Consider the following 22,344-nt stretch of genomic DNA (forward strand, 5'->3'; position numbering starts at 1 on the left):
CCAGCAATAGATTGGAAGGCCATCATGCAAGCATCAGCCCTGAAAGTCCGCGTCGACACGCTGTGCGAAGAAGCGCACGGCGTCCGCTCGTTCAGCATTTCGCGGCTCGATGGCTGCCGTTCGAGCGTTACAAACCCGGCGCTCATATCGACGTCACGAGTCCTTCGGGGGTCACGCGGCAATATTCGTTGTGCGGCGACCCGGAGTGTCTCGACTCGCAGATTTTCGCGGTGAAGAAGGAAGAGCAATCGCGCGGCGGCTCGCGTTCGCTTCACGAAGAGGTGAGCGTCGGCACCGAACTGTCGGTCGGCGCGCCGCGCAATCTGTTTCGCCTCGAAGAAAGCGCGGACGAGCACATCCTGATCGGCGCGGGCATCGGCATTACGCCGTTGCTATCGATGGCTTATCGCCTCGCCGCGCGGCAGGCGCGCTTCACGCTCCACTATTTCGCCCGCAGCGAAGCGCACGCGGCGTTCATGTCGCTGCTCACGCGCGAGCCGTTCGCGCAGCACGTGAAGCTGCATTTCGGCGTGGAGCCCGCCGAGCTGGCACCTGCGCTCGATGCGTGCCTGCACGATGCCGGCGCGAATGCGCACGTCTACACCTGCGGTCCTTCGCCGTTCATGGATCGGGTGGTCGCGAGCGCGCAACAACGCGTGCCCGCGGAGGCGATTCATCTCGAACGTTTCAAGGCCGAGCCGGCGCCCGCGGCCGCAGCGTCGCTCGACAGCTTCGACGTGCAACTCGCGAGCAGCGGTCAAACGGTGCGGGTCGATGCAAAAACGTCGATCGTCGATGCGCTCGCGTCGATCAGCATCGAAGTCGATACGTCGTGTGGCGAAGGCGTGTGCGGCACCTGCATGGTCGACGTGGTCAGCGGTGAGCCCGAGCATCGCGATCACTGCCTGAGCAAGGCCGAGCGCGCGAGCAATAGCGTGATCTGCTGCTGCGTGTCGCGCTCGCGTACCCCCGTGCTCGTGCTCGACCTCTGATTCGCTTGCGCGTAATCACATCTTTTCGAAGCTCGCGAGGATCTCGGCGATGAGGCCGCGCATCCACGCGATGCCTTCGTCTTCGTGGAAGTGCTCGTGCCGGTGCATCGTCACGGCGGCCTTCGGCAACGGCACGGGCAGTGCGTAGATCCGGAACGCGTCGCCGCGATTGAGAATATGCGCGAGCCGTTCGGGCAGCGTCGCGAACAGATCCGTCGCGGCCAGCACGCCGGGTACCGCGACGAAGTGTGGCAACGCGAAAGCGATATTGCGGCCGACGCCTTGCGCGCGCAGGGCATCGTCGAGCGCGTGGTGGCTATGTTCGAGCGAGCGCACCTGGATATGCGAGGCGGCGAGAAAGCGTTCGAGCCTCAGCGTGTTGCCGCTCGGCAGGTCGCGGCGCTTGCGCGTCATGCACACACACGATTCCTCGAACAGCAGGCTATGGCGCGTGCGCGGCAGCAGCGAAGGCAGATTGCCGATCGCGAAGTCCAACCGGCTCGAACGCAGTGCCTCCTCGATCTCCTCCACCGGCAGCGGTTCGACGACCAACTTCACGCGCGGCGCAGACTTCTGCAACGCCGCGCACAGCGCCGGCAGATAGGCCATTTCGCCCGCATCCGATAGCGACAGGCGAAACGTGCGCGTACTCGTCGCCGGATCAAAACGTTCCGCGTAACGCAGCGCCTGGCGCACCGTATCGAGCGCGTGACCGACGATGTCCGCGAGTTCGAGCGCGACGGGTGTCGGCTGCATGCCCGCGCGCGTGCGGAATCTACTGAACGGGAAACCTGGGCCGCGAACGCCGGCCAGCGGATCGGGCTCGTAGCGCAAGGTGTTACGGCAAGGGATTTGCGGCCACGTCCAGCTACGGTTGATGCCTGAACATGGTCGAGGTCCAAGGCGTCCTGCGGCTTTATCGGCTGCGCAAAAGTGAGTTCGTGCAGGCGGTGGTGTGCTTTGTCGGCGTTGCAATTCTCGGTGTCGTAAACGGCATTGCACTGGCGCTGTTTCTCAGCGTGCTGTCTTTTCTATGGCGCGCCTGGCGGCCCTACGATGCCGTGCTCGGACGCGTCGACGGCCTGAAGGGCTATCACGACGTGTCGCGCCATCTGGAAGCGCGGCGCGTGCCCGGTCTTGTGCTGCTGCGCTAGGATGCCCCCTCTTTTTCGCCAATGGCGAGATCTTCCGCGAGCACGTGTTGCGCGCCGTCGATGAATCGCCCGAGCCGGCACGCTGGATCGTCATCGCGGCGGAGCCCGTCACCGACATCGATCTCACGGCCGCCGACGTGCTCGAAAGATTGCACGGCGAACTGGCCGGACGGCAGCTCAAACTGTGTTTCGCTGAACTGAAAGGCCCGTAAAAGACAGTCTCAAGCGTCAGCCGCCTGCACCCGTCACGCGCCACACTGTATTGCCGACATCATCGGCGATCAGCAGGCCACCGTCGCGATCCTGAGCGACGCCCACCGGCGCCCCATACAACTCTTTCTGATCCGGCGATGTAAAGCCCGTCACGACATCCTCCGGCGCGCCGACCGGCTTGCCGTTCGCGAACGCCACGTATGAGACCACGTAACCGCTCAACGGCGAGCGGTTCCAACTGCCGTGCTCGCCGATGAACGCGCCGCCGCGATACTGCGAGGGCAGATTGCTGCCGGTATAGAACGTGAGGCCTAGCGGCGCAACATGCGAGCCGATCGAGAAGTCGGGAGGAATCGCCTTCGCGACGAGGTCGGGACGCTGTGGTTGAGCGCGCGGGTCGACGTGCTGGCCGTAGTAGCTGTACGGCCAGCCGTAGAAGGCATTTTCTTTCACCGACGTCAGATAGTCGGGCACCAGATCCGGGCCGATCTCGTCGCGTTCGTTCGCGACGGCCCAGAGTCGGCCCGTCGTCGGTTCCCATTGCAGGCCGGTCGGATTGCGAATGCCCGCGGCGTAAATGCGGCTTGCGCCGCTCGCCGTATCGACTTCGAGCACGTCCGCGCGCCGGTACTCGACGTCGAGGCCGTTCTCGCCGACATTGCTGTTCGAGCCGACACCGACATACAGCTTCTTGCCGTCGGGACTGGCGAGCAGGGCCTTGGTCCAATGATGGTTGACCGTATCGGGAAGATCGGCGAGTTCGACGCCGCGCTCGCTGATGCTGGTTTCGCCCGTCCTGTACGGAAACTTCAGGATCGCATCCGTATCGGCGACATACAGTGTATCGCCGACGAGCTGCATGCCGAACGGGGAGTGCAGGTGGTCGATGAACACATACCGCTCCCATTCGCCGTTACGGTTGGCGGGTTTTCTGAGCAGCGTGATGCGATTCGCGCCCTTCGCCTTCTTTCCCGACCTGGCTTCGATCAGCCCGGCGATCCCCTGCTTCGGCGTGGTCACGGCCTCTTCGTTCGGGCTATTGGATTCCGCGACGAGGACGTCGCCGTTCGGAAGCGTATAGACCTGACGTGGATGCACGAGTCCCGAGGCGATCTTCTCGATCTTCAGGCCTTCGGCTACCTTCGGCGTCGCGCCGTTTTTCCATCCCGCGAACTTGGGCACCTGCATCGGCGGCGAGAAGAAGTTGCGTGCCTGCGGTATCGACGGATTGCCTCCGGCCTGCTGCGCGGGGTCGTACTGCGCCTGTTCGTTGCAGCCGCTCATGAGCGCCGACATGGCGATGAAAAGCGCGCTGCCGGCGATGCGCTTATCCATGGGTCACCTCCACGAGATCGAGCCGGTTCATCGCCATGGCAATGTGCGCGATGCTCAGCAGCACGACGGTGATGACCGAAAGAATCACAGTGTCCGGAACCATCGCATAAGCGTCGCGGCTATGCACGAACGCATTGACGATCGCCGCGATGATGGCGAGCAGATTGAGCCAGAAGTCGATTCTTTCGATACGCGTCACCCGGCGACGCCGCTGCAACCATACGTGACCGAAATTGAGCAGCCGCGGAATGATGGCGATGACGAGGCCCACCGTGACGAGCCACGCCGCGCCCTTGCCCCAGAACACGTTGCGCGTGCTCATGTAGGTCAGGTCGAAGATCAACGCGCCGACGAACATTCCGTACGGAACGGGGTTCAACAGCTCGAAAATCGCGGCGGTGAGTCGCGATGGACGTCTGGCCGGATGTCGGATAAGGGACGGCGGGGTGGACATGACTTTTCCTTTGGGTGTTGGAGCCGGTGTCCTCATCGCGTGCATTAGCCATGCCTGAACGTTGCGCTTGACTGTCGGTCGCCGTCGCTTGCGCGGCCGGGCATGCCCGGTGCTGCATGCGTAGACATCCGTTGGCAGCGTCGCGAACGACAGACGGGAGGACTCACGATGAAACGATTCATCAGAGTGGTGTTGCTAACTACGCTATTGGTATCCAGCCTGGCGGCCTGTCAGAAAGCGCACGAGGCTGGCAACGACAGCATGAGCGCGGGCGGCGGCAAGATGGACGTGTCGGCGTCCGCACCAGGGAAAAGCGCTTCGACCGGAGCGGGCCAGTAGTGAAGCAGCGGATTTCCCTGGAGCCTGCGGGAGCGGGATTTGCTCGTTCCAACGGCCGGTCCGTTACCCGCAGGCATGGCGCGTGGTCATGCCTATCAGTTACCGCACCCGGGTCTCCCGGCGCAAAGGAGCACGCTCATGCCTTCGACCGCAGCAGATTCCGGTAACGAGGCCGCGGACGAAACGCAGCCGTCGAATCCCCGCCCCGACGCGCCGCGCTCCGATCGCCGCCGCTCGTTGCTCAAAGCGGCAGCGGCCGGCGGCGCGGGACTCTTCTCTGCGCAACTCGTACCAGCGCAGTCCGATGCGCTTGCTCCGCACGGTCAGCCGGTGAATCAGGACCGGCAACCGTCGTTCGACGTTGCGCAAGATGCGACGACTGCCGACGTGATCGTCGACATGCTGCTCGCATGGGACGTCGATCACGTGTTCGGGATGGTGGGCGACGGCATCAATCCGCTCATCGAAGCGCTGCGCAAACGTCAGGACAAGATCCGCTTCATCGGCGTACGACATGAAGAAGCTGCGGCGTTCATGGCGAGCGGCTGGGCCAAAGCGACCGGGCGTCTTGGCGTGTGCCTGGCCACGACGGGGCCCGGCGCCGTCCATCTGACGAACGGCCTTTACGATGCGCATTTCGACGGCGCGCCGGTGCTTGCCATCACCGGACTGACGTTTCACGACCTGCACGGCACCCGCTTCCAGCAAAGCGTGAACACGCCCGCGCTGATGGAGGATGTGGCGCTTTATAACGTCGCCGTCACGGGCCCGCGGCATGCAGTCGTAGTGACGGACCTCGCGTGCCGCCATGCGCTGGGTCAGCGCGGCGTCGCACATCTGGCGGTATCGAAGGACGTGCAGGCGCAGCGGCTTGGGGATGACAAGGCGTCGATGGAAAACCATGGTTTGCGGACATCGACCGCATGGAGCCGTCCGGCATCGACGCCATCGAACGCGGACCTGCAGGCCGCCGCCGCGCTGATCAACGCCGGCAGCCGCGTCGCGATCCTGGCGGGGCAGGGCGCGCTCGGCGCGCGCGACGAACTCGAACGTGTGGCCGCGCGGCTCAATGCGCCGGTTGCCAAGGCGCTGCTCGGCCGCACGGTACTGCCCGACGATTCACCGTTTTCGACGGGCGGCATCGGGCACCTCGGCACGATGCCGTCCGAGGAGGCGATGCATCGTTGCGATACCGTTCTGATCATCGGTTCGACGATGCCCTGGGTCGATTCCTATCCGAAGCCCGGCGCGGCGCGCGGCGTGCAGATCGATGTGCGGCCGGAACGGATCGGCCTGCGCTTTCCTGTCGAGGTGGGGCTCGTGGGCGACACGAAGGAAACGTTGCGCGCGCTGCTGCCGTTGCTGCGGCAGAAGGACGAGTCCTTCCTGCGCGACATCCAGGCGCGCGTCGCGCAATGGAACACACTGCTGGAGCGGGTCGCCGCCGTCGAGCGTAGCCCCCTTCGGCCGCAAAGCGCGATGCGCGCGATCAGCGACGCGCTGGCGCCCGATGCGATCGTATGTCTGGATTGCGGCGCTAACACGCATTTCGCCGCTCGTTTTCTCACGTTGCGAAGGCAGCAGCAACTGGTCGCGACCGGGATGCTCGCGACGATGGGGCCGGGCTTGCCGTTCGCGATCTCCGCACAGTTGGCGAACCCCGGCCGTCAGGTCGTCGCGATAGTCGGCGACGGCGGTTTTGCCATGTTGATGGCGGAGCTTTCGACGGCGGTCAAGAACCAGCTACCGGTGAAAATCGTCGTGATGCGCAACGACATGCTGGCCGAAGTGGTGTTCGAGCAGAAGGAACTCGGCAATCCGCCTTACGGCTGCGAGCTTGGCGCAATCGATTATGCACAGGTCGCAATGGCGTGCGGTGCCGACGGCATCCGGTGCAACGAGACCGGAGCATTGCGCTCAGCGCTGGCCGCAACGCTGGCTTCGCCACGAGCTGCGCTGCTCGAGCTGCGCGTGGACGCCGCGGAACCGGTCACTACGCCGGCGCGGTTGAAAGCATAGTGTCCGCTATCCAGCCGGCGCGCCAGATCGATGCCACCATGGCACGACGAAACGGATATCGGGAATATCGACGCCCATCCCGAAAGCGTTGGTCGGGATCATTACACGCACGTCGCCCGCTACGCTTTCGTAACGGATGTCTCATAAGGATGGGTTCTGGCGAAGAGTGGAAAACGCACCGCAGGTTGGCAGGGGACTGCCTTCTTCCGCATGAGGCGTTCCCCGGAAGAGCACTTACGTCTCGGCTATATTTTCTAGAGCGTCAGGAATTCGAGAACAGCCGTTGGGCGTTAATGGCGTCGAGATGTACGTGGGTCGCCCCGCATCCTGTGCATTCGCCTCTCGATTTTCTGCCCTCCTGTGAGAACACACCTTGACCAGCAAGACTGTGGAAGACCTGTTTATCCACTCGCTGTCCGATGTCTGGAAGCCGTCTCTGCCAGATCTTTAGTGAGTGTCCGATGTTTGGGCGTAATCGCACGTCGCGCTGAGCCTGTCACCGCATGCGCGACCACGTTTCTTCCAGCGTTGCTGAACAATCATCGGGCCAGCCAGGTTGCCGTTGCGGCGGGATGCAGTTGATTGGCACCGGCTGGTACGCTTCCATCAAGACACCTTCGCTTGCGAGCCACGAACCCGTCGCTCAACCAACTGCAGACCTGTTGCACGCGCGCTGTCGGAGTCGATTCTGGTGTGAGCTGAAGGATGCGCCACAGGCGAAAACCGGCGTCTCAGGGGCGCGAGAAATCTGCCGGCGTCAGCTCGAGTCGTGCCGCGGGATGGGTAGGGCGAGCAGCTTCCGTTCGGCCATCGCCCGAATGCGGCCGTAGCCATCGCGAAAGGTCTTGAGGATGCGCTCGTCGCCTGCGCGTGGGTCGAGCCAGAAATACGCTTCCAGCGCCGTGATCGTGATCATGCATTCGACCGGGCGGTTCTGGAAGACGAGAGAAAATGCCACGCCCACGCGATTGGCGAGCACCTGTGGGGCAAGTTCGACGATTTCAGCAGTTTCCATAGGTGGCAAGGACGGCGCTTCGGATCAGGTCACGATGATTTTTGCACAGGTTATGCATTTCGGGTGCGGGCACAGTGGGCGGGTTGCAGGTCTTGGCGAGCCGCTTCGGACTGCGTGGAAGCCAGTGGTTCTCAACGCCGGATGCGCCCTGACTACCGGCGTCTGTCACTAGAAAAAGCATCCCCGATCTATCGTGCGCGCTTCACCTCATCGCTATGTCCGCGGGATGATCGAACAGGGCGGCAAGGTCGTCGCGATGCGCGGTGCGCGCGATGGCCTGCAGCCGGCGCCGGAGGCGCCCGAGCACGCCCCGGGCGGACCTGCCGTCGCCCAGCGCGGCGGGCTGGTAGCGCTCGACCGCCTCGCGCACGGGCAGTCCTGCATACCACGCACGCAGAACGGCAAGTTCATCGGCATCGGGGAAACCGGGCGGGTCAGCGGAGGCGGGGGCGGAGGTCCGGGTGAGGTGAATTGTCATAAGCGCCAATGGCGAGCGTGGATTGCTTCGTTTCGCTGGGCTTGTCTAGCGCTGATGTAGCGCTCACGTAGCGGGCCCCGGCGCGAGATCCTCGACGCCGGGCGTCAGGCCGCCCAGGAAGTCCGGATGCTTGGCCGTCGTGTCGAAGTAGTTGGACGTCTTGAAGAGTTCGTACTTGCCTTCCATCGCGTAAGCGCGCGTTTTATCGGCGATCGCGGCGACCTGATCCGCGTCCATCGGACGGAATGTCCTGGCAGCTTCGAACGCCTGGTCGAGAACCTTTTCGTTGTCGATTCCCGTGATGATCACCGAGGTCGGCAGGTTCATCGAGAAGTGCAGCATGTCGATCGGCGTCACCGGCAGACCGCTCTTCAGAATGACGCTGTCGCCGAAGGTTTTCATTCCCAGCACGCCGATGTGCTGCTGAACAGCCACCGGCACCACCAGATGTCCGAAGCTGCGGAAATGCGCGTCCATCACGTTGAGCGGCATCTGTACCGAGTCGAACTGGAAGCCGTGGCGCGCCGCGACGTCCAGCATGTATAGATGGATGCGCGGATCCTTGTGACCGGTGAAACCGATATGACGAACCTTGCCGTCCTTGCGCGCCTGCACGAGCGCTTCGATCGCGCCGTCCGGACCGAAGATCCGATCGGGGTCCTCGAAGCGCAGAACCTCGTGAAACTGCACGAGGTCGAGATGGTCGGTCTTCAGACGCTTCATCGACTCTTCGAGCTGCTGCATCGCAGATGTGCGGGTGCGGCCATCGATCTTGGTCATCAGGAACGCTTTCTGTCGATAGCCGCCCTGGCTAAGCGCGGTGCCCATGCGCAACTCGCTCTGACCGCCGTTGTAGTCCCAGCAGTTGTCGAGGAAGTTGATGCCGCGATCGAGCGCCGCGTGAATCAGGCGCACGGCCATTTGCGGATCGACCGGCGGTTTGCCGATGTGCGAGCCGCCCAGACCGATGATCGAGACTTTCTCCCCGGTGCGGCCGAGCGTACGGTAGAGCATGTCGCCGCGCCGTTCTCCGGGGTCCGTCACGCGCAACAGGTCACGCGGATCGAGCGAGCCGGTCGTACCGTCGGGATTGGCCGGTTCGGCGCTAGTGGAGCCGGCCGATCGTGACGGGCGGGCGGCCAGCGCCACGGCGCCCGCGGCCGTGCCTTGCAGAAATTGACGTCGCTTCATGGTTGAGACTCCTCATTGAGACGCTTCCGGCAGCGAGCCGCTCGCAGCCGCTCGTTCCGCCTCGTGGTGATCGAGCGTGTGAAGGATGCGCATGGCGGCGCAGGCGGCGCCGAAGCCATTGTCGATATTCACGGTTGAAATGCCGGGCGAACAGCTCGCGAGAATCGCATTGAGCGCGGCGTGGCCGCCGGCCGCCACGCCATAGCCCACCGAGGTCGGGACCGCGATGATCGCGCTCCTGACGAGACCCGCGAGCACCGTCGGCAACGCCGCGTCCATGCCCGCGACCGCGATGATCAGTCCGTGCTGGCGGATCGCGTCGATACGGCTTGTCAAACGCCACAAACCGGCGACACCGACATCCGCGAACCACGCCGTGTCTTCGCCGTAGTAGGCGAGCGTGCGCCGCGCCTCGCGCGCTACGGGGACGTCGGACGTGCCTGCAGCGACGATCGCCACGCGCGGCGCACGCGCGAAGCTCGGCGCGGCGCCGAGGCGCGCGGTGCAGGACACGTCACAGTAGTCGAGTGCCGCGCGAATCGCCGACGACAGGCTGTCGTACTGATCGCGCGACAAGCGCGTCACGAACAGGCGCGAATGCCGCGCTTGCGCCTGTTCGACGATCGCCGTGATCTGGGCGACGGACTTGCCGCTCGCGAGCACCGCTTCGTCGAGACCCGTGCGCTCGCTTCGCGCCCAGTCAAACGTGACTTCGTCGCTCATGGGCCTGTTCCTCTGACGAATGCGCTACCCATCCGGTAAGCCGCGAAGCTCACCGCAGGCGCCTCGATGCCCGGCGAAAGCGCCGCTGTGCGCGCCAGGATCTGTGCCGTCAGCGCTTGCCGCGCATGCTCGTCGACGCGCATCAAGGTCGCCTCGTCGAGCTCGACGACGACGCCCGACGCTCTCACGCGGCAGCGCACCGTCGACGGTTGAAGGATTCCGGCGACGAGCCGTTCGACCTCATGCACGAATCGCAGAGCCATCGGCTCGATCCGGATGCCCGTCTCGATGCGGCTCGACAGACACGGCGAAGCCGGCAGCTCGGCAAGCGTTCCGAGGCCTAGCTCGCGGGCGAGCTGGCGAACCGCTGCCTTGCCGATGCCCGCTTCGATATAGGGATGCCTTACCTGATGGGCGCGCGCCGCGTCCAGTCCGGGACGATAGTCTCCGAGGTCGTCGAGATTCGCGCCGGAGACCAGCTGCGCATCAGTCAACCGTTCCATTGCGCTGTAAAGCTGGTTTTTGCAAAACAGGCATCGGTTGGCGGGATTTTCTACATACTCCCGCGTCGAAAACTCCCCTGCTTCGATGACGCGCAGCGACCAGCCATGCTCGGCGGCTAGCCGCTCGACGCGTGCGGTCGCCTCCGGCGGAACCGCGGCGGACGACGCGTGCATGATTTCGACACGCGCCCCGCTTCGCTGCGCGGTTTGCACAGCTGCCATGGCGAGTGTCAGGCTGTCGATGCCTCCGCTAACCGCGACCGCGACGTCGCCAGTTTCGGTGAGAATTTGCGCGAGCCTGGGGTTCATCGTGGATCCTCGTGGCTAGAGGTGGGCGCCGATTGCAGCGCGAGCGCCGCGGCGCGTTGCCGATACGCTGCGCGCTCCGCTTGAACCTGCCGCTCGACGACATCGTCGGCCTCGGCTTTCGCCGTAGCGCCGCCCGGACGTTCGACCCGTTTGACGCGCATCGTGTGCCCGTCCACGTCAACTTCGACCATGCGCCGCTCCAGCGCTGCGCCTTGTACGAAGTGATAGCGGAGTCCAATGGTCGTCGTTTCACGGAAGCAGGCATCGAGCGCGGCCTCGATCTGCTGCGGAGAGGCGAGAATGCGTACCGAAGTGGCGATGCGGCCTTTCTTGCCGGTCACCGGCATCTGAACGACGTCATGAATGGCCGGATGAGCGCGCAAATGGACGATGCCCGTCGCGAGGTCTTCCGGTGTCTGGTCGTCAACTTCGAACTCGATCACGGCAAGCTCGCGGTGAACGCCCGGGCGAGATGAGGCGGCCGGCGCTGAATCTTCGAGAATCAGCGCGCGCACGCAATTGCTGACGCCCGCGAGGCGCCGCGAACCAAACCCTGTCCCCGTTCCGGCGATGCGTTGCGGTGCGCCGGAGCGCACCCGAACCTGCGGGCTCAGGTAGCGAAGGATCGCGGCGCCGGTCGGTGTGACCCGCTCGCCAGCGATGCCGTCGTCGACGACCAGCATGCCTTCCAGCAATCGGGCGGTGGCCGGTGCGGGCAGCGGCATCAGTCCGTGCATCGTTTCGATGCGTCCACCGCCGAGCGGGATCTCGCTGACGGTCCAGTCCGCCCCGATGGAGTCGATCAGATACGCGGCGCCGACGACGTCGGCGATCGAGTCCCAGTTGCCTACTTCGTGAAACGTGACGTCTTCGGGCGCCGTTCCATGCACATACGCTTCGGCCTCGGCAAGCAACTGAAAAATGCCCGTCGCGGTGCGGCCGATTGGCGACGGCAACGCGTTCGCGAGGCGCTGCCTGATGTCTTTCCAATGCGCATGATCGTGCCCGGCATGCGCGACGTGCGGATGAGCATGATCGTGACCAGTATGACGGTCGTGACCCTGAGCGACGACGAAACGCTTGCCCCGGAAGACGCCGTCGTCGAAGTGCTCGAGCCGGCACACTACGGCTTGCGGCCCCAACACCGTGTGAATGGCCGTCGTGAGGCCGTCGAGACACTGCGGGAATGCGTCCAGCAGTGCTGCAATGAACATGTCGCCCGCCATGCCGCCGAGCGTGTCGAGATGGATCCGCATGCTGCCCTCTTTAAAGCGACGTGTGCGACGCAGCATCCCGCGTGCCGAGTCGTTTGCCTTTCAGCTATCAAGAGCAAGCGTCTTTCCCTGCCGACCACTTCGCGCGTCAGCTAGTGCCAGGTGAGGATCGCGGAGTGTTCGGCAGTTCCGATGGGACGCATCTGGTCGCTATCGCTGGCCTTGCACGCGACACTCATCAGAAGCTCAGCCGCAAGGTCTTTCTGTGCGGAGTCTATGCAGCATCATTTGCCTGCCGGCGGGATGTCCGCCGACTCGACGTTTTTGCTCGGCGCTACTCGCCATTCAGCGTTAGCGACGTCGTCAGCCACGAGCAACGCCCGTGTGCGTCAAGTGCGGCGCCAACGGGTCGACCCACGGCGTAGCCGTCTGCCGTCAGAAAGCCGCTCAGGAAGTCCTCAGGTAGTCAACACCTTTCGCTTCCACGCAGTAGACGCTTGGGTTCAAAATCGTCGAGAGTCGACGACTTTCGCAAAAAGGGCCTGTTTTAGCCGTCTATTCGCATGACGGCGAATTCCGGCAAAAACCTATGCTGTCACCCGTCGCGATGAACAGGCGCGATCGGGGTTGTGAGGAGAAGAGCGCATCCCGCGGCTTCAATTGGGCCGCGGGGAATGCGTCGGTGATTGGCATGGCCCGTGCCAATCCAGAAATGTGCTCAGCAACGCCTTGGACCGTTTCAGAAAGATCTGCGCCCGTGGCGGCCAAACGGGCTTCGCATGGGCGCCGTTGCCGCTATATCGGCTCATGTCCGTTATCGCATGGCTAATCTGCCAACTGCGCGATGACCTCGAATGGCTGATGGGCACCATGGACCTCAGAGATATAAAATCCGCGCTGATTCGCCTGGACCAGGCTAAGACCCAAATGTTGAAGCACGGGTCCCAACTCGACGACGGAATTGTTCCCGAGGCCCGTAAAACACGTGGGATCGCCTCCGGGTCGATCGATGGCAAGATTAAAACTGATTTCATTGACGTTGTCGGTCGTCGCGGTGACGAGAAAGCGTATCGCGCTATTTTCTCCTCCCGGCGGCTCAAGGAACCGGTCGTTGCTGGCGCGAGCATGTTGCGCCTCTGTCCAGTCTTTACCGTCCCAGACGCCCTTGGGCAGTGGGACATTGTCGGTCGGCCAGGTCGCCAGAATGTTGGTTGGTGGCGTCGGGCCGCCTACGTATAGATAGCTGCCCCAGCTACCACCGCTCTTCATATCCATCAGAATCGTATAGGAGGCCGCTCCGCCCGGGGTCGCCACGTCGCTCAGCGCTGAACCGTTGTGATCGACCATGGCCCCGTCCATGCTGGACTGATTGCGAAGGTTGCGCAGGTACGCCGCCTTGCCCGCCTCGGCCAATGCCTGAGTGCCGCTACCCATCTGATCTGCAGTCGCTTCGGGACTTTGCAGATCGGAATAGACTTCGCCGCCCGACGCAATCCATTCGACCACGCTTCCTAGCGCTTCCGGATTGAAGAGAGAGGCCGGGTAATAACCCATCCAGACGCCTTCGGCACTCACCCACCAGTTCAATTCCCCGGTGCCGGGTTCGGCGAAAAGCTGAAACTTCATCTGAAGGTCATATTGCGAGCCGTCGAATGCGCTGATGCTGGTGATGCCGATTCCAGGATGGACAGTCCGGCCGGTTGTACTGGGACCACTGTATTGAACCCATCCTTTATGGATGGCGTTATAGCCGCCGATATTGTCACCATCGCTCGCATACGAGTTCGTCGTGTAGTAGGTGAAGACGTGTGGGAGCGTGTTGCCGTTGAGGATTCTGTCAACGGTCCAGCCACCTTCAAGAGATTGAAGAGCCGTGTCGCTGCTACTCTGCAGCCAGACTTGGAGGATCGAGTGGTCTTCGCCGCTGCCACCGCCGGGAACGTTGATGATCGGATCCCAAACATTGAAGTAACCGTCCCAACCGTAAAAGGTTCCCGACTCGCCTGAGGTATTGTGGAAATAGCCGGCGGGGTTGGGATTGGCTGGCGCTTCACCGCGCCGATTGCGGTTCACGCGCAGTCCTCCCCGTTTGGCCAGGTAATCCGTCAGCGCAACCGCGCGATTCAGGCGCGAAAGATCGGGTCGAACGATTGGAACCGTACCGGACGGACCACGCTCCACGGTCGGATCGTCCAGTTCGAAGACCACCGGCCTTGCCTGACGCAAGGTATCATCAAAACGCTCCTGTGGAACTGGTGGCGGCGTGGCGATCTTGCCGCCAGGAACCTGGCTCTCGATGGGCACCCAATCCAGCAACGTTCCGCTGGGCGTGCTGGTGGTCTTCACGATATGAAGGGAGTTCTGCCGCTCAGTAAGCCACTGAACGAGTTCCGGGTTCAAAAGGTCTTGTTTCGCTGACATGGACGAGTCTCCGGTGGGTAAATGACCAAGTGGCGGATCCTCGCCAACTTGGTCGTCGGCTCGCAGAGAGTTCAGTCGCGCGATAAGCAACACACTGGTTTGGACGCGAGGGACGCTACTGTGGCTAGAGATTGGACGAGAACAAGCCCAGGAGATTTAAAAAGGTCCGTCGATGAACTTGCAGTTCCTCAAGGTGATAAGACCTGCGACATGCCGTCAATTTTCGCCGAGCGAATCAAGCAGAAGATATATCGGCAATCGACTACTCGAATCAGCGAATGGGCCGTTTTAGCCTTGAAAGGGGCCAGGGAGGTGGCGCCGGGCCCACGGTCAGAAATTGTGTCGACTGCCGCCCGACGCGGCCGATCTATGGCCGACTCGCCCGCCGGTCCAGGTCGGGCCGCGGTCGACCACACGTCCGTTACACAGGTAGTCAGGCGAATTGCACCCTGGCACCTGCTTGCGCAGTTGGATGAATAGAAATTTTCACAATGTCACAAACTTGAAAATTCGAGTTCACTCGACCATACTAAAAGCGTTCCTTCACTCAAACGCGCCATTCCTGCCTGTGAGCGAAACCGAACTGCCCGACGCGATCGAGCGCATTCACTGTGCATCCGCCACCGCGTCGGCGGCGTTGAAGCCCGTCGCACGATGGCTTGTCTCTCATTCGCTCGACGCCGCGACGCTCACGATCCAGGAAGTCGCCAAAGCGTGCGGAGGCTCGGTGGCCAGCGTCAACCGGTTCGCCAGGTACGCTGGATATCGCGGGTTTTCGGATCTGAAGGCGGAACTTGCCGCAGTCGTGCGGCAAGCGCTGCAACCGGTGGAGAAACTGGAAGCGCCGACGGCTCAGGAAGGAATCGGCGCATGGCTGGCAGATCACCAACGCAACCTTGTCGCGATGGGTTCGTCGCTGCAACGAGATCGATTGGCCCAGACGGTGACTCGCATCATTGCGAGCAACGCCGTGTATTGTCTCGGGCTAGGTCTGAGCACCTATTTGACCGGGCTATTGGCGGACACGTTGATGCCGTACCACCGGCACGTCGTATGGGCCGCTGCTGGAGGAGGTAGCGAGCAAGCCGCGCGGCACATGGCAAAGATTGGCGCAGGCGACACGTTGATCGCGATCTCTCTACCCCGCTATTCGCGCGACACGGTCGAACTTGCTCGATTTGCCCGCGAACGCGGCGCTTTCGTCGCCGCCCTGACCGACAATCCAACCGCGCCTCTCGCCGCGACGGCTGACGCGGTATTGTTGGCTCCGGCTGAGCATCGGCTGCTGTCGTCGAGTGCCGTGGCGATGGTGGCGCTCATCGAAACATTGACATCTGAAGTGCTGAAAGCAACACCGCAGACAAAAGCAATGGCGGCCACTTTGTCGCAAACGGTTCTGCCATACCTCGTGTTCGACACAACCACATCGACGAGGGCGAAAGCCGAAGCAGGCGCGAGGCGCAGCAGCAAGACCAGGGTCATCAACCGAAAGGGTGGCGATGGCGGTAATGTTGCGACCCGCAAACTTCGCAACCAATCGTGACGTTGCGACGATCGCCCTAAATTGTTTCAGCAGGTCGAGAAGCAGAGGAGGCGCAAAATGAACACTACCTCGGATAGCGCGGTCGGTTCATCGGTCCAGCAGCTCAGGGACACAACGGGGCTTGCGGGGCATCCGCGCGGGCTCACCACGCTGTTCTTCACCGAGATGTGGGAACGATTCAGCTTCTACGGCATGAGAGCCATTCTCGTGCTGTACATGGTTGCGGCTCCTGGGCTCGGCGGCCTCGGCTACGACACGCCCCATGCGACGGCGATCTACGGTACGTACTCAATGGCCGCGTTTCTGCTCGCGCTTCCCGGCGGCGTCATCGCCGACCGGTTGCTCGGCACGCGTCGGGCGGTCTTGATCGGCGGCATCATCATCGCAAGCGGCCACTTCACCATGGCCATTCCGGCGGTGCCGACGTTCTTCGCCGGACTCGTGCTCGTCGCATGCGGGACGGGTCTGCTCAAGCCAAATGTGAGTGCCCTTGTAGGCGGCCTCTACTCACAGGATGACGAGCGCCGCGACAGCGGGTTTTCGATCTTCTACATGGGCATCAACATCGGCGCATTCCTCGCACCGCTTGTCTGCGGCTTTCTTGCGGAAGCGGAGCCATTCAGGAATTTGCTGCGCTCATTCGGCATCGATCCAGTCAATAGCTGGCACTTCGGTTTTGCAGCGGCAGGCGTCGGCATGTTGCTCGGTCTGATCGTTTTCTGGCGGCAAAGAGTCCGTCTCGAGCATGTCGGAGACAAGCGCGCGGCAAAGCCCGTCCCGTCAGCACAGAAGCAGCAAGGCGGCCTGCTGCGCACGACGGTCTATATCGCGCTCGGCGCCTTCACGGTCATCGGTACGTTGCTCGCCGGAAGTAACTGGCAGAACGTGCTTCCGTTCCTGCTGGCTTTCGATGCGCTCGTTCTGGTCGTCATGATGGGCCTGCAGGAACAACTGACAGTTGCCGAGTGGAAGCGCCTCGCCGTGATGGGTATCTATTTCATCGTGACGATTGCTTTCTGGGCCGCATATGAACAGAAAGGCTCGAGTTTGAGTCTCTTTGCCAAGGAAATGGTGCAGCGAAATATCGGCAGCTTCCTCGTACCGGCAGCCTGGTTCCAGTCGCTGACCGCCTTGTACGTGATCCTGCTCGCGCCGGTGTTCGCGGCGCTCTGGGCGAAGCTCGGCCCTCGTCAACCCTCGAGCCTCGCGAAGCTCGCCCTGGCGCCGCTGTTGATCGGCATTGGCTATGCAGGGTTTGCGATCATGTCGTCGTCGCTTTATGCCGGCGCCAAGATCAATCCGCTCTGGCTTGCCGGTCTGTTCCTGTTTGAAGTGTTCGGCGAGCTCTGCCTGAGCCCTGTCGGCCTGAACCTCGTCACGAAGCTCGCACCGGTGAGCCTCGTTGGATTGATGATGGGACTCTGGTTCTTCGGAAGCTCATTCGGCTACAAGCTCGCCGGTTACCTCGCGGGCTTTTACATGCCTGTCCCGGCACGGCTGACATTGCTCTATGGGGGCATCGCCGCCGGGCTCATCGCCGTGTCTGCCCTGCTGTTCCTCATGATGCCGATGATGAAAAAGCTCGTCGGGGACGAATCGGCCCAGGCCGTGACTCACGCGCATTGATCGAACACGGTACGAGGCGTGAAATGGCACAGTACATCTTGGCAATTCATGGGGGCGCCGGAACGCTGCAGCGCGGCGTCATGTCGGCGGAACAGGAAGCCGCTCATCGGACGGCACTCGAAGGCGCGCTCGAGGCAGGCCATCAGGTTCTGAAAGGCGGCGGATCGAGCGTCGAGGCCGTCGTCGCCGCCGTGGTCGCATTGGAGGATTGCCCACTTTTCAACGCAGGGCGTGGCTCCGTATTCACGCATGCGGGCACCCACGAAATGGACGCCGCCATCATGGAAGGCCATACCGGACGCGCAGGCGCGGTGGCCGGTGTGTCGCGCATCAAGAATCCCGTCACCGCGGCACAACGCGTGATGGATCGTTCCACTCACGTGTTGCTCTCGGGTGCTGGTGCTGAGCAATTTGCCGCCGACGAAGGACTGGCTCTCGAGAGCCCCGAATACTTCTACACCGATTTCCGCTGGCAGCAATTACTCGCCGTGCGCGATACCGGACGCGAATTGCTTGATCACGACGGCACTGCACTGCTTTGCAAAGACGATTCTGGCGACGCGAGCCGGCTCATCAATGGCGAGCACAAGTTAGGCACGGTTGGTGCCGTCGCGCTCGATGCAATGGGGCGTCTGGCCGCAGCGACGTCCACCGGTGGCTTGACAAACAAGCGCCACGGGCGAATCGGCGATTCTCCGCTGATCGGATGTGGCACGTATGCCGACGCACGCGTGGCCGTGTCCACGACTGGAACGGGAGAAGCATTCATCCGCGCTGTCGCGGCCCATGACGTCGCCGCGCGGATGAAGTATGGTCACATAACAGTCGAAGAGGCTGCGCGCACGGTCGTGAACGACGTGATCCCGCAGCAACGCGGCACGGGAGGGCTCATTGCCGTCGATGTCGAGGGGCATGTATCGATGCCGTTCAACACCGAGGGGATGTATCGCGGCGTTGTTCAGAGCGATGGCAGGTGTTGCGTCGATATCTATGGGTAAGGGAGAGCGCTTCGCTATGCCATGGACGAGAGCCCTCGGCCCGTAGCATGCGGCGCCTGAACGCGAAGTGCCGCGAACGGCGAACGCCCCAAAACGATCCGGGCGGCGTGCTACCTTTCCATGCAGTTTTCCGAAGTGAAGGGAGTTACACGGTTTGTCAGTCTTCAGTTGACTAGTTGGTGTGGTTCAACTAGACGCGCGAGCTTGGTTTCGCCTTCGGTTCAAATACGCAAGACCGAGACGCCGTTTGAAGCGTAAGCCTGCAGTAGATGGTGAGCGATAGCGAATGGCTTGGGCGCTGACAGGCCGCGCCCGTGCGTTCCGACGAGCATAGCGGCAACTTCTGAGCGCTGAAACCATCGAGCATCTTCGAGCTCCATGGTATCGACTACGATATCGGCATCGCTCGCCTGGGCAAAGCAACCGATCATCAGTGACGATGGAAATGGCCACGGTTGCGACGCAAAATAGGCAACCTGCGTGCAATGCACGCGTGCCTCCTCGAGAACTTCGCGGCGTACCGCATCCTCGACCGTTTCGCCTGGCTCGACGAAGCCAGCGAGTGCCGAGTACATCCCTGGCGCAAAGTGCCGCTGGCGTCCCAGCAAGCATTGTTCGCCATCGATCACGAGCATGATCACGACGGGATCCACGCGTGGAAAGTGGCTCGTTCCGCAAGCGTCGCAGGTACGTTGCCAGCCTGCTGCGGTAGGACTGCTCCTGGCGCCGCAGTTTGCGCAGAAAGAATGGCGGCGATGCCAGTCGAGCATTGCTTTCGCTTGGCCGAGCATTCCAAGCACGGCCGGAGCAATGAGGCCCTGCAGCGCGATCGAGCGGAGGTCGACGCGTTCGAGATCCGCTCGGGATGACTGGTCCTTAAGGGCATCGCCAAACGTGAAACCAAGCGCGAAGCGCGCATTCCCATCGGCCTCCTGGCCCAGGAAAACGCTTTGGTGAGGTTGTCCGAAGGAGGTCGTTTCGTCCCCGTGAAACCATGGATCGTGTTCGCTGCCTCGTTTGAGGACTGGAACGTCACCGTCGAAAATCAGAAAGCGGGTAGTCGTGGAAATGCGCAGACCATCGATGAACGCCTGGTCTTGACGTTTCTCCGAGCGACGGTCAAGCGGATTCAGATTGAAGCCGATAGAAGAAGTGTAGTGGGCTGTCACGGAAGTGATTTCTAGGGACTGAGTCGTTCCGAAAGTATCGCATGCAAGCACCGTAGCGGTCGAAGCGCCGGTCCAGTCCGAGTTGCCGTCGCAGCGGGATGCACGTTTTAGCGCTGGATAGTACGCTTCCATCAAAGCGCCTTCACCTGCGAGCCGCGAACAGGTCGCTCAACCAACTGCACACCAAGTTGCACGCGCGTCGATTTCGGTGATCGTGCAACTCGTGCGCGATGGATTTGGCGTGGCGGCGATTCCGCGCCTCTTTGTCGACGATCTGATCGCCCGCGGCGACGTGGTGGAGTTGCCGTTGCAGCCTTTGCCGCCGTCCATCGTGGTGTCGATGTCACGCCGCGCGGGTGCGCCGCTGCTCGTACATGGCGCGGCGAACGCGGCGCGTGCGGCATGTCACAGGTATTGCGAGTTGGGGGATCCGCGCTTGATTGAACGCTTGTAAAACCGGGTCCTGCTGACATCCGTTGAGGAGATGCAATAGACAACGCGTCGTTTGGGCGTCAGACGGGAGGACGCCACTAAGCCGGATCTGCTTAGCCCATAAGAAACCTTGCATGGGGCACCGCCGGTTTCGTCGTCGCACAGCATGTTCGCATGTGATTCGTCCGTCGAGTTGTACTTCCCGAAACCGCGATCTTCCCGTTTCCTGATTTGGGCGTAAAATCCAAGCCGTCGCCTGATGCCGATTCGGTGCCTGGAACCTGAAGTTCTACTGGCTATGTAGCGCGCAGTTGTGCGTCTGATTTTCCCGGCACCTTGTACAGGTGGCTGGACAGATCGGTCCGCTGGTCGACGAATACGTCGAAAAGCAGTCGCGTTGGCCCAACGCATTGGTGCAAGGCAGGCGACGGGTGTGCCAACGTGAAGATCAAGAACACTGGATGTGCGACCTCGACGAGCCAGTCCAGCTTCACCAGGCCATCGTCGTCATCATCCCTGAACTGGTCAAGCGTGGTCAAATCCCCCCTCGGCAGCGCCTCCGAAGTGTCGCCCAGATCATCGGCGGCAGAAAAGAACGCCGCCGTGCCATCGAGCGCGACGTCGCAGGGCGGGGCATCGAAGACAACGTGATCAATCTGCTTAACATCGCGGCGTTCTGTCAGTACCTCGTGCACGGCGTGATCGTGCTCGCGGCGGTGCTGCTTGATCGATTAAAAAAAATCGCGGTGTACGCGATTCTCAATACGGAAAGTCAATGGCAACTTCTATCAAAGAATCTTCTGGACAAGCACGGTACGCGAGCTATCCCAGTCTGGTCGACCGGGTCGTGCTCATCACGGGCGGCGCGAGTGGCATTGGCGCTTCGTTCGTCGAGCACTTCGTTGCGCAAGGCGCCCGTGTGGGCTTTCTCGACATCGACATGAACGCGGGAACAGCTCTTGCCGAATCGCTCGGTAACGCGCGCCATAAGCCGCTCTTCGTCGCCTGCGACGTCACCGACATCCCCGCGTTGCACGCGGCCATCGCCGAGGTGCGGGCTGCGTTCGGACCGATCGAGGTGCTCGTGAACAACGCGGCGAACGATCGCCGCCACGCGCTCGCCGACGTTACGCCCGAGTCGTTCGATGCGGGCGTTGCAGTCAACGTGCGGCATCAGTTGTTCGCAGCGCAGGCCGTGGTCGAGGATATGAAGGCCGCACGCGCGGGCTCGATCATTAATCTCGGCTCGCATTGCTGGATGCTCAAGAGCAGCCAGTTCCCGGTGTACGCGATGAGCAAGGCGGCCGTACAGGGCCTGACGCGCGGGTTCGCCAAGGAGCTCGGCGCGTATGGGATCCGCGTGAACACGCTCGTGCCGGGCTGGGTCTTGACCGAGAAACAGCGCAACCTGTGGCTCACCGACGAAGGCCGCGAAGAGATACGGCGCGGCCAGTGTATCGACGAGGAAATGGAGCCCGGCGATCTCGCGCGCATGGCGCTCTTCCTCGCGGCCGACGACAGCCGCATGATCACGTCGGAGGATGTCATGGTGACGGGTGGCTGGTCTTAAGCCGATTCTCGCCCGGCGGTTTCGCCCATTCTGATCTGCCACATAAGACCTGCTCGTCGACATGTCCGGTGCATGCCTTAGCCGCTATTGCCGCCTCCTCGGCCTATCCGGACCGGAGAGTCTCGATTGCGGAGTGAGGCTCACGCGGACTCCGTGCGAATTGCTTCGTTTTACAGCTATCACGACTCAACCTGCAGGCGCTGCAGCAGCGCGCGGCCGGAATCCGTTAGCCGCACGATGATCCACCCAGGCGCACGATCCTGGGTCTCTATAAGCTGCCGAGTCTGCAGTGCTCGCATGTTTGGGTCGAGTGTCTGTACCCGCATTTCCCGGTTCGCCAGCGTTAGCAACGTCCCGATTTCATGGTGGCTGAGCATCGAAGTCCCCAAATGAAAACATGTCAAGGACGCCGCGAGAAAGCCCCTTTAGCAAGCCTGTTCGCACCATGCTTAAAAGGGTTTTAACAGGAGCAGTCCGCTGACGATCCTGGTTTGCGAGTAACTCGCCGTCTTCTTAGCGTCGATTTCTTTCAGACACCGGTGCGAGAATTCAACGACGCGGGAATTCGATCACGGGACAGTTTCCGGCAGGTTGAAAGGCGCAGCATGTGACCCACATGCCTATGCCTGCACGCAAAATCGTGCGC

Annotated in this window: 15 protein-coding genes and 7 pseudogenes; 9 read left to right on the forward strand and 13 right to left on the reverse strand. The window is 62.3% G+C overall.

What is annotated here, in order from left to right:
* Positions 1–24 precede the first annotated feature (24 nt).
* Positions 25–992, forward strand: a pseudogene (locus QFZ91_RS29190) (PDR/VanB family oxidoreductase).
* A 15-nt stretch (positions 993–1,007) separates the two neighbouring features.
* Here QFZ91_RS29190 and QFZ91_RS29195 read toward each other — a convergent pair.
* A pseudogene (locus QFZ91_RS29195) lies at positions 1,008–1,763 on the reverse strand (LysR substrate-binding domain-containing protein); the annotation flags it as partial.
* 107 nt (positions 1,764–1,870) lie between these two features.
* Between QFZ91_RS29195 and QFZ91_RS29200 the strand changes: the two are divergent.
* Positions 1,871–2,372, forward strand: a pseudogene (locus tag QFZ91_RS29200) (STAS domain-containing protein); the annotation flags it as partial.
* A 2-nt stretch (positions 2,373–2,374) separates the two neighbouring features.
* Here QFZ91_RS29200 and QFZ91_RS29205 read toward each other — a convergent pair.
* Both QFZ91_RS29205 and QFZ91_RS29210 read right to left on the reverse strand, forming a co-directional pair.
* The gene (locus QFZ91_RS29205; protein WP_429569269.1) at positions 2,375–3,694 is read right to left on the reverse strand and encodes a PQQ-dependent sugar dehydrogenase; all 1,320 of its coding nucleotides are present in this window, start codon (positions 3,692–3,694) and stop codon (positions 2,375–2,377) included.
* Positions 3,687–4,148, reverse strand: a complete 462-nt coding sequence (locus tag QFZ91_RS29210; RefSeq protein WP_429569270.1) for a DUF2231 domain-containing protein — start codon at positions 4,146–4,148, stop codon at positions 3,687–3,689. Before QFZ91_RS29210 ends, QFZ91_RS29205 begins: the two co-directional genes overlap by 8 nt.
* Positions 4,149–4,316: 168 nt before the next feature.
* Here QFZ91_RS29210 and QFZ91_RS29215 point away from each other — a divergent pair, with 168 nt between their 5' ends.
* Together QFZ91_RS29215 and QFZ91_RS29220 are read left to right on the forward strand one after the other, a co-directional pair.
* A complete protein-coding gene (locus QFZ91_RS29215; protein ID WP_429569271.1) occupies positions 4,317–4,487 on the forward strand; it encodes a hypothetical protein in 171 nt (56 codons plus the stop codon).
* 138 nt (positions 4,488–4,625) lie between these two features.
* A complete protein-coding gene (locus QFZ91_RS29220) occupies positions 4,626–6,506 on the forward strand; it encodes a thiamine pyrophosphate-binding protein (protein ID WP_429569272.1) in 1,881 nt (626 codons plus the stop codon).
* Positions 6,507–7,237: 731 nt separating this feature from the next.
* Here QFZ91_RS29220 and QFZ91_RS29225 read toward each other — a convergent pair.
* The 8 genes and pseudogenes from QFZ91_RS29225 to QFZ91_RS29260 form a co-directional block, all read right to left on the reverse strand.
* Positions 7,238–7,521: pseudogene (locus QFZ91_RS29225) on the reverse strand (DUF1488 family protein).
* 223 nt (positions 7,522–7,744) lie between these two features.
* Positions 7,745–7,999 (reverse strand): annotated as a pseudogene (locus QFZ91_RS29230) (integrase); the annotation flags it as partial.
* A 63-nt stretch (positions 8,000–8,062) separates the two neighbouring features.
* Positions 8,063–9,190 (reverse strand): aldo/keto reductase, encoded by a 1,128-nt coding sequence (locus QFZ91_RS29235; RefSeq protein WP_429569273.1) that lies wholly within the window; start codon positions 9,188–9,190, stop codon positions 8,063–8,065.
* A 12-nt stretch (positions 9,191–9,202) separates the two neighbouring features.
* On the reverse strand, positions 9,203–9,913 hold the full coding sequence (larB, locus tag QFZ91_RS29240) for a nickel pincer cofactor biosynthesis protein LarB (protein WP_429569274.1): 711 nt from the start codon (positions 9,911–9,913) through the stop codon (positions 9,203–9,205).
* The gene (locus QFZ91_RS29245; protein WP_368715074.1) at positions 9,910–10,725 is read right to left on the reverse strand and encodes a hypothetical protein; all 816 of its coding nucleotides are present in this window, start codon (positions 10,723–10,725) and stop codon (positions 9,910–9,912) included. The genes larB and QFZ91_RS29245 overlap by 4 nt, the downstream gene beginning before the upstream one ends.
* Positions 10,722–11,981 carry a LarC family nickel insertion protein gene (locus QFZ91_RS29250; protein ID WP_429569275.1) on the reverse strand — a complete coding sequence of 420 codons (1,260 nt, stop codon included), beginning with the start codon at positions 11,979–11,981 and terminating at the stop codon, positions 10,722–10,724. Before QFZ91_RS29250 ends, QFZ91_RS29245 begins: the two co-directional genes overlap by 4 nt.
* 242 nt (positions 11,982–12,223) lie before the next feature.
* Positions 12,224–12,402: pseudogene (locus QFZ91_RS29255) on the reverse strand (sorbosone dehydrogenase family protein); the annotation flags it as partial.
* 362 nt (positions 12,403–12,764) lie between these two features.
* Entirely contained in the window at positions 12,765–14,360 is a 1,596-nt protein-coding gene (locus tag QFZ91_RS29260) for a neprosin family prolyl endopeptidase (RefSeq protein ID WP_429569276.1), read from the reverse strand.
* Positions 14,361–14,832: 472 nt separating this feature from the next.
* On the opposite strand from QFZ91_RS29260, the gene QFZ91_RS29265 reads away from it, so the two are divergent.
* The 3 genes from QFZ91_RS29265 to QFZ91_RS29275 are packed head-to-tail and all read left to right on the forward strand — an operon-like array spanning position 14,833 to position 18,527.
* On the forward strand, positions 14,833–15,903 hold the full coding sequence (locus QFZ91_RS29265) for a MurR/RpiR family transcriptional regulator (protein ID WP_429569277.1): 1,071 nt from the start codon (positions 14,833–14,835) through the stop codon (positions 15,901–15,903).
* Between the two features lie 57 nt (positions 15,904–15,960).
* Entirely contained in the window at positions 15,961–17,529 is a 1,569-nt protein-coding gene (locus QFZ91_RS29270; protein WP_429569278.1) for a peptide MFS transporter, read from the forward strand.
* A 23-nt stretch (positions 17,530–17,552) separates the two neighbouring features.
* Entirely contained in the window at positions 17,553–18,527 is a 975-nt protein-coding gene (locus QFZ91_RS29275) for an isoaspartyl peptidase/L-asparaginase family protein (RefSeq protein ID WP_429569279.1), read from the forward strand.
* Positions 18,528–18,748: 221 nt separating this feature from the next.
* Here the strand turns inward: QFZ91_RS29275 and nudC are convergent, their stop codons facing one another.
* Entirely contained in the window at positions 18,749–19,828 is a 1,080-nt protein-coding gene (gene nudC / locus QFZ91_RS29280; protein ID WP_429569280.1) for an NAD(+) diphosphatase, read from the reverse strand.
* Positions 19,829–19,895: 67 nt separating this feature from the next.
* On the opposite strand from nudC, the pseudogene QFZ91_RS29285 reads away from it, so the two are divergent.
* Positions 19,896–20,150: pseudogene (locus QFZ91_RS29285) on the forward strand (LysR substrate-binding domain-containing protein); the annotation flags it as partial.
* Between the two features lie 274 nt (positions 20,151–20,424).
* On the opposite strand, the gene QFZ91_RS29290 reads toward QFZ91_RS29285, so the two are convergent.
* Positions 20,425–20,823: a hypothetical protein gene (locus tag QFZ91_RS29290; protein ID WP_429569281.1), complete on the reverse strand. Its 399-nt coding sequence runs from the start codon at positions 20,821–20,823 to the stop codon at positions 20,425–20,427.
* Positions 20,824–20,903: 80 nt separating this feature from the next.
* Here QFZ91_RS29290 and QFZ91_RS29295 point away from each other — a divergent pair, with 80 nt between their 5' ends.
* The gene (locus tag QFZ91_RS29295) at positions 20,904–21,698 is read left to right on the forward strand and encodes an SDR family NAD(P)-dependent oxidoreductase (protein ID WP_176384221.1); all 795 of its coding nucleotides are present in this window, start codon (positions 20,904–20,906) and stop codon (positions 21,696–21,698) included.
* Positions 21,699–22,344 lie beyond the last annotated feature (646 nt).

Source organism: Paraburkholderia sp. JPY419, from assembly GCF_050435705.1.
Lineage (GTDB): Bacteria > Pseudomonadota > Gammaproteobacteria > Burkholderiales > Burkholderiaceae > Paraburkholderia > Paraburkholderia youngii.

What these genes read in the sequence shown, in the direction of transcription:
- QFZ91_RS29205 (WP_429569269.1), bottom strand. Translation starts at nt 3,694, where the DNA reads ATGGATAAGCGCATCGCCGGCAGCGCGCTTTTCATCGCCATGTCGGCG.
- QFZ91_RS29210 (WP_429569270.1), bottom strand. Translation starts at nt 4,148, where the DNA reads ATGTCCACCCCGCCGTCCCTTATCCGACATCCGGCCAGACGTCCATCG.
- QFZ91_RS29215 (WP_429569271.1), top strand. Translation starts at nt 4,317, where the DNA reads ATGAAACGATTCATCAGAGTGGTGTTGCTAACTACGCTATTGGTATCC.
- QFZ91_RS29220 (WP_429569272.1), top strand. Translation starts at nt 4,626, where the DNA reads ATGCCTTCGACCGCAGCAGATTCCGGTAACGAGGCCGCGGACGAAACG.
- QFZ91_RS29235 (WP_429569273.1), bottom strand. Translation starts at nt 9,190, where the DNA reads ATGAAGCGACGTCAATTTCTGCAAGGCACGGCCGCGGGCGCCGTGGCG.
- larB (WP_429569274.1), bottom strand. Translation starts at nt 9,913, where the DNA reads ATGAGCGACGAAGTCACGTTTGACTGGGCGCGAAGCGAGCGCACGGGT.
- QFZ91_RS29245 (WP_368715074.1), bottom strand. Translation starts at nt 10,725, where the DNA reads ATGAACCCCAGGCTCGCGCAAATTCTCACCGAAACTGGCGACGTCGCG.
- QFZ91_RS29250 (WP_429569275.1), bottom strand. Translation starts at nt 11,981, where the DNA reads ATGCGGATCCATCTCGACACGCTCGGCGGCATGGCGGGCGACATGTTC.
- QFZ91_RS29260 (WP_429569276.1), bottom strand. Translation starts at nt 14,360, where the DNA reads ATGTCAGCGAAACAAGACCTTTTGAACCCGGAACTCGTTCAGTGGCTT.
- QFZ91_RS29265 (WP_429569277.1), top strand. Translation starts at nt 14,833, where the DNA reads ATGAATAGAAATTTTCACAATGTCACAAACTTGAAAATTCGAGTTCAC.
- QFZ91_RS29270 (WP_429569278.1), top strand. Translation starts at nt 15,961, where the DNA reads ATGAACACTACCTCGGATAGCGCGGTCGGTTCATCGGTCCAGCAGCTC.
- QFZ91_RS29275 (WP_429569279.1), top strand. Translation starts at nt 17,553, where the DNA reads ATGGCACAGTACATCTTGGCAATTCATGGGGGCGCCGGAACGCTGCAG.
- nudC (WP_429569280.1), bottom strand. Translation starts at nt 19,828, where the DNA reads ATGGAAGCGTACTATCCAGCGCTAAAACGTGCATCCCGCTGCGACGGC.
- QFZ91_RS29295 (WP_176384221.1), top strand. Translation starts at nt 20,904, where the DNA reads ATGGCAACTTCTATCAAAGAATCTTCTGGACAAGCACGGTACGCGAGC.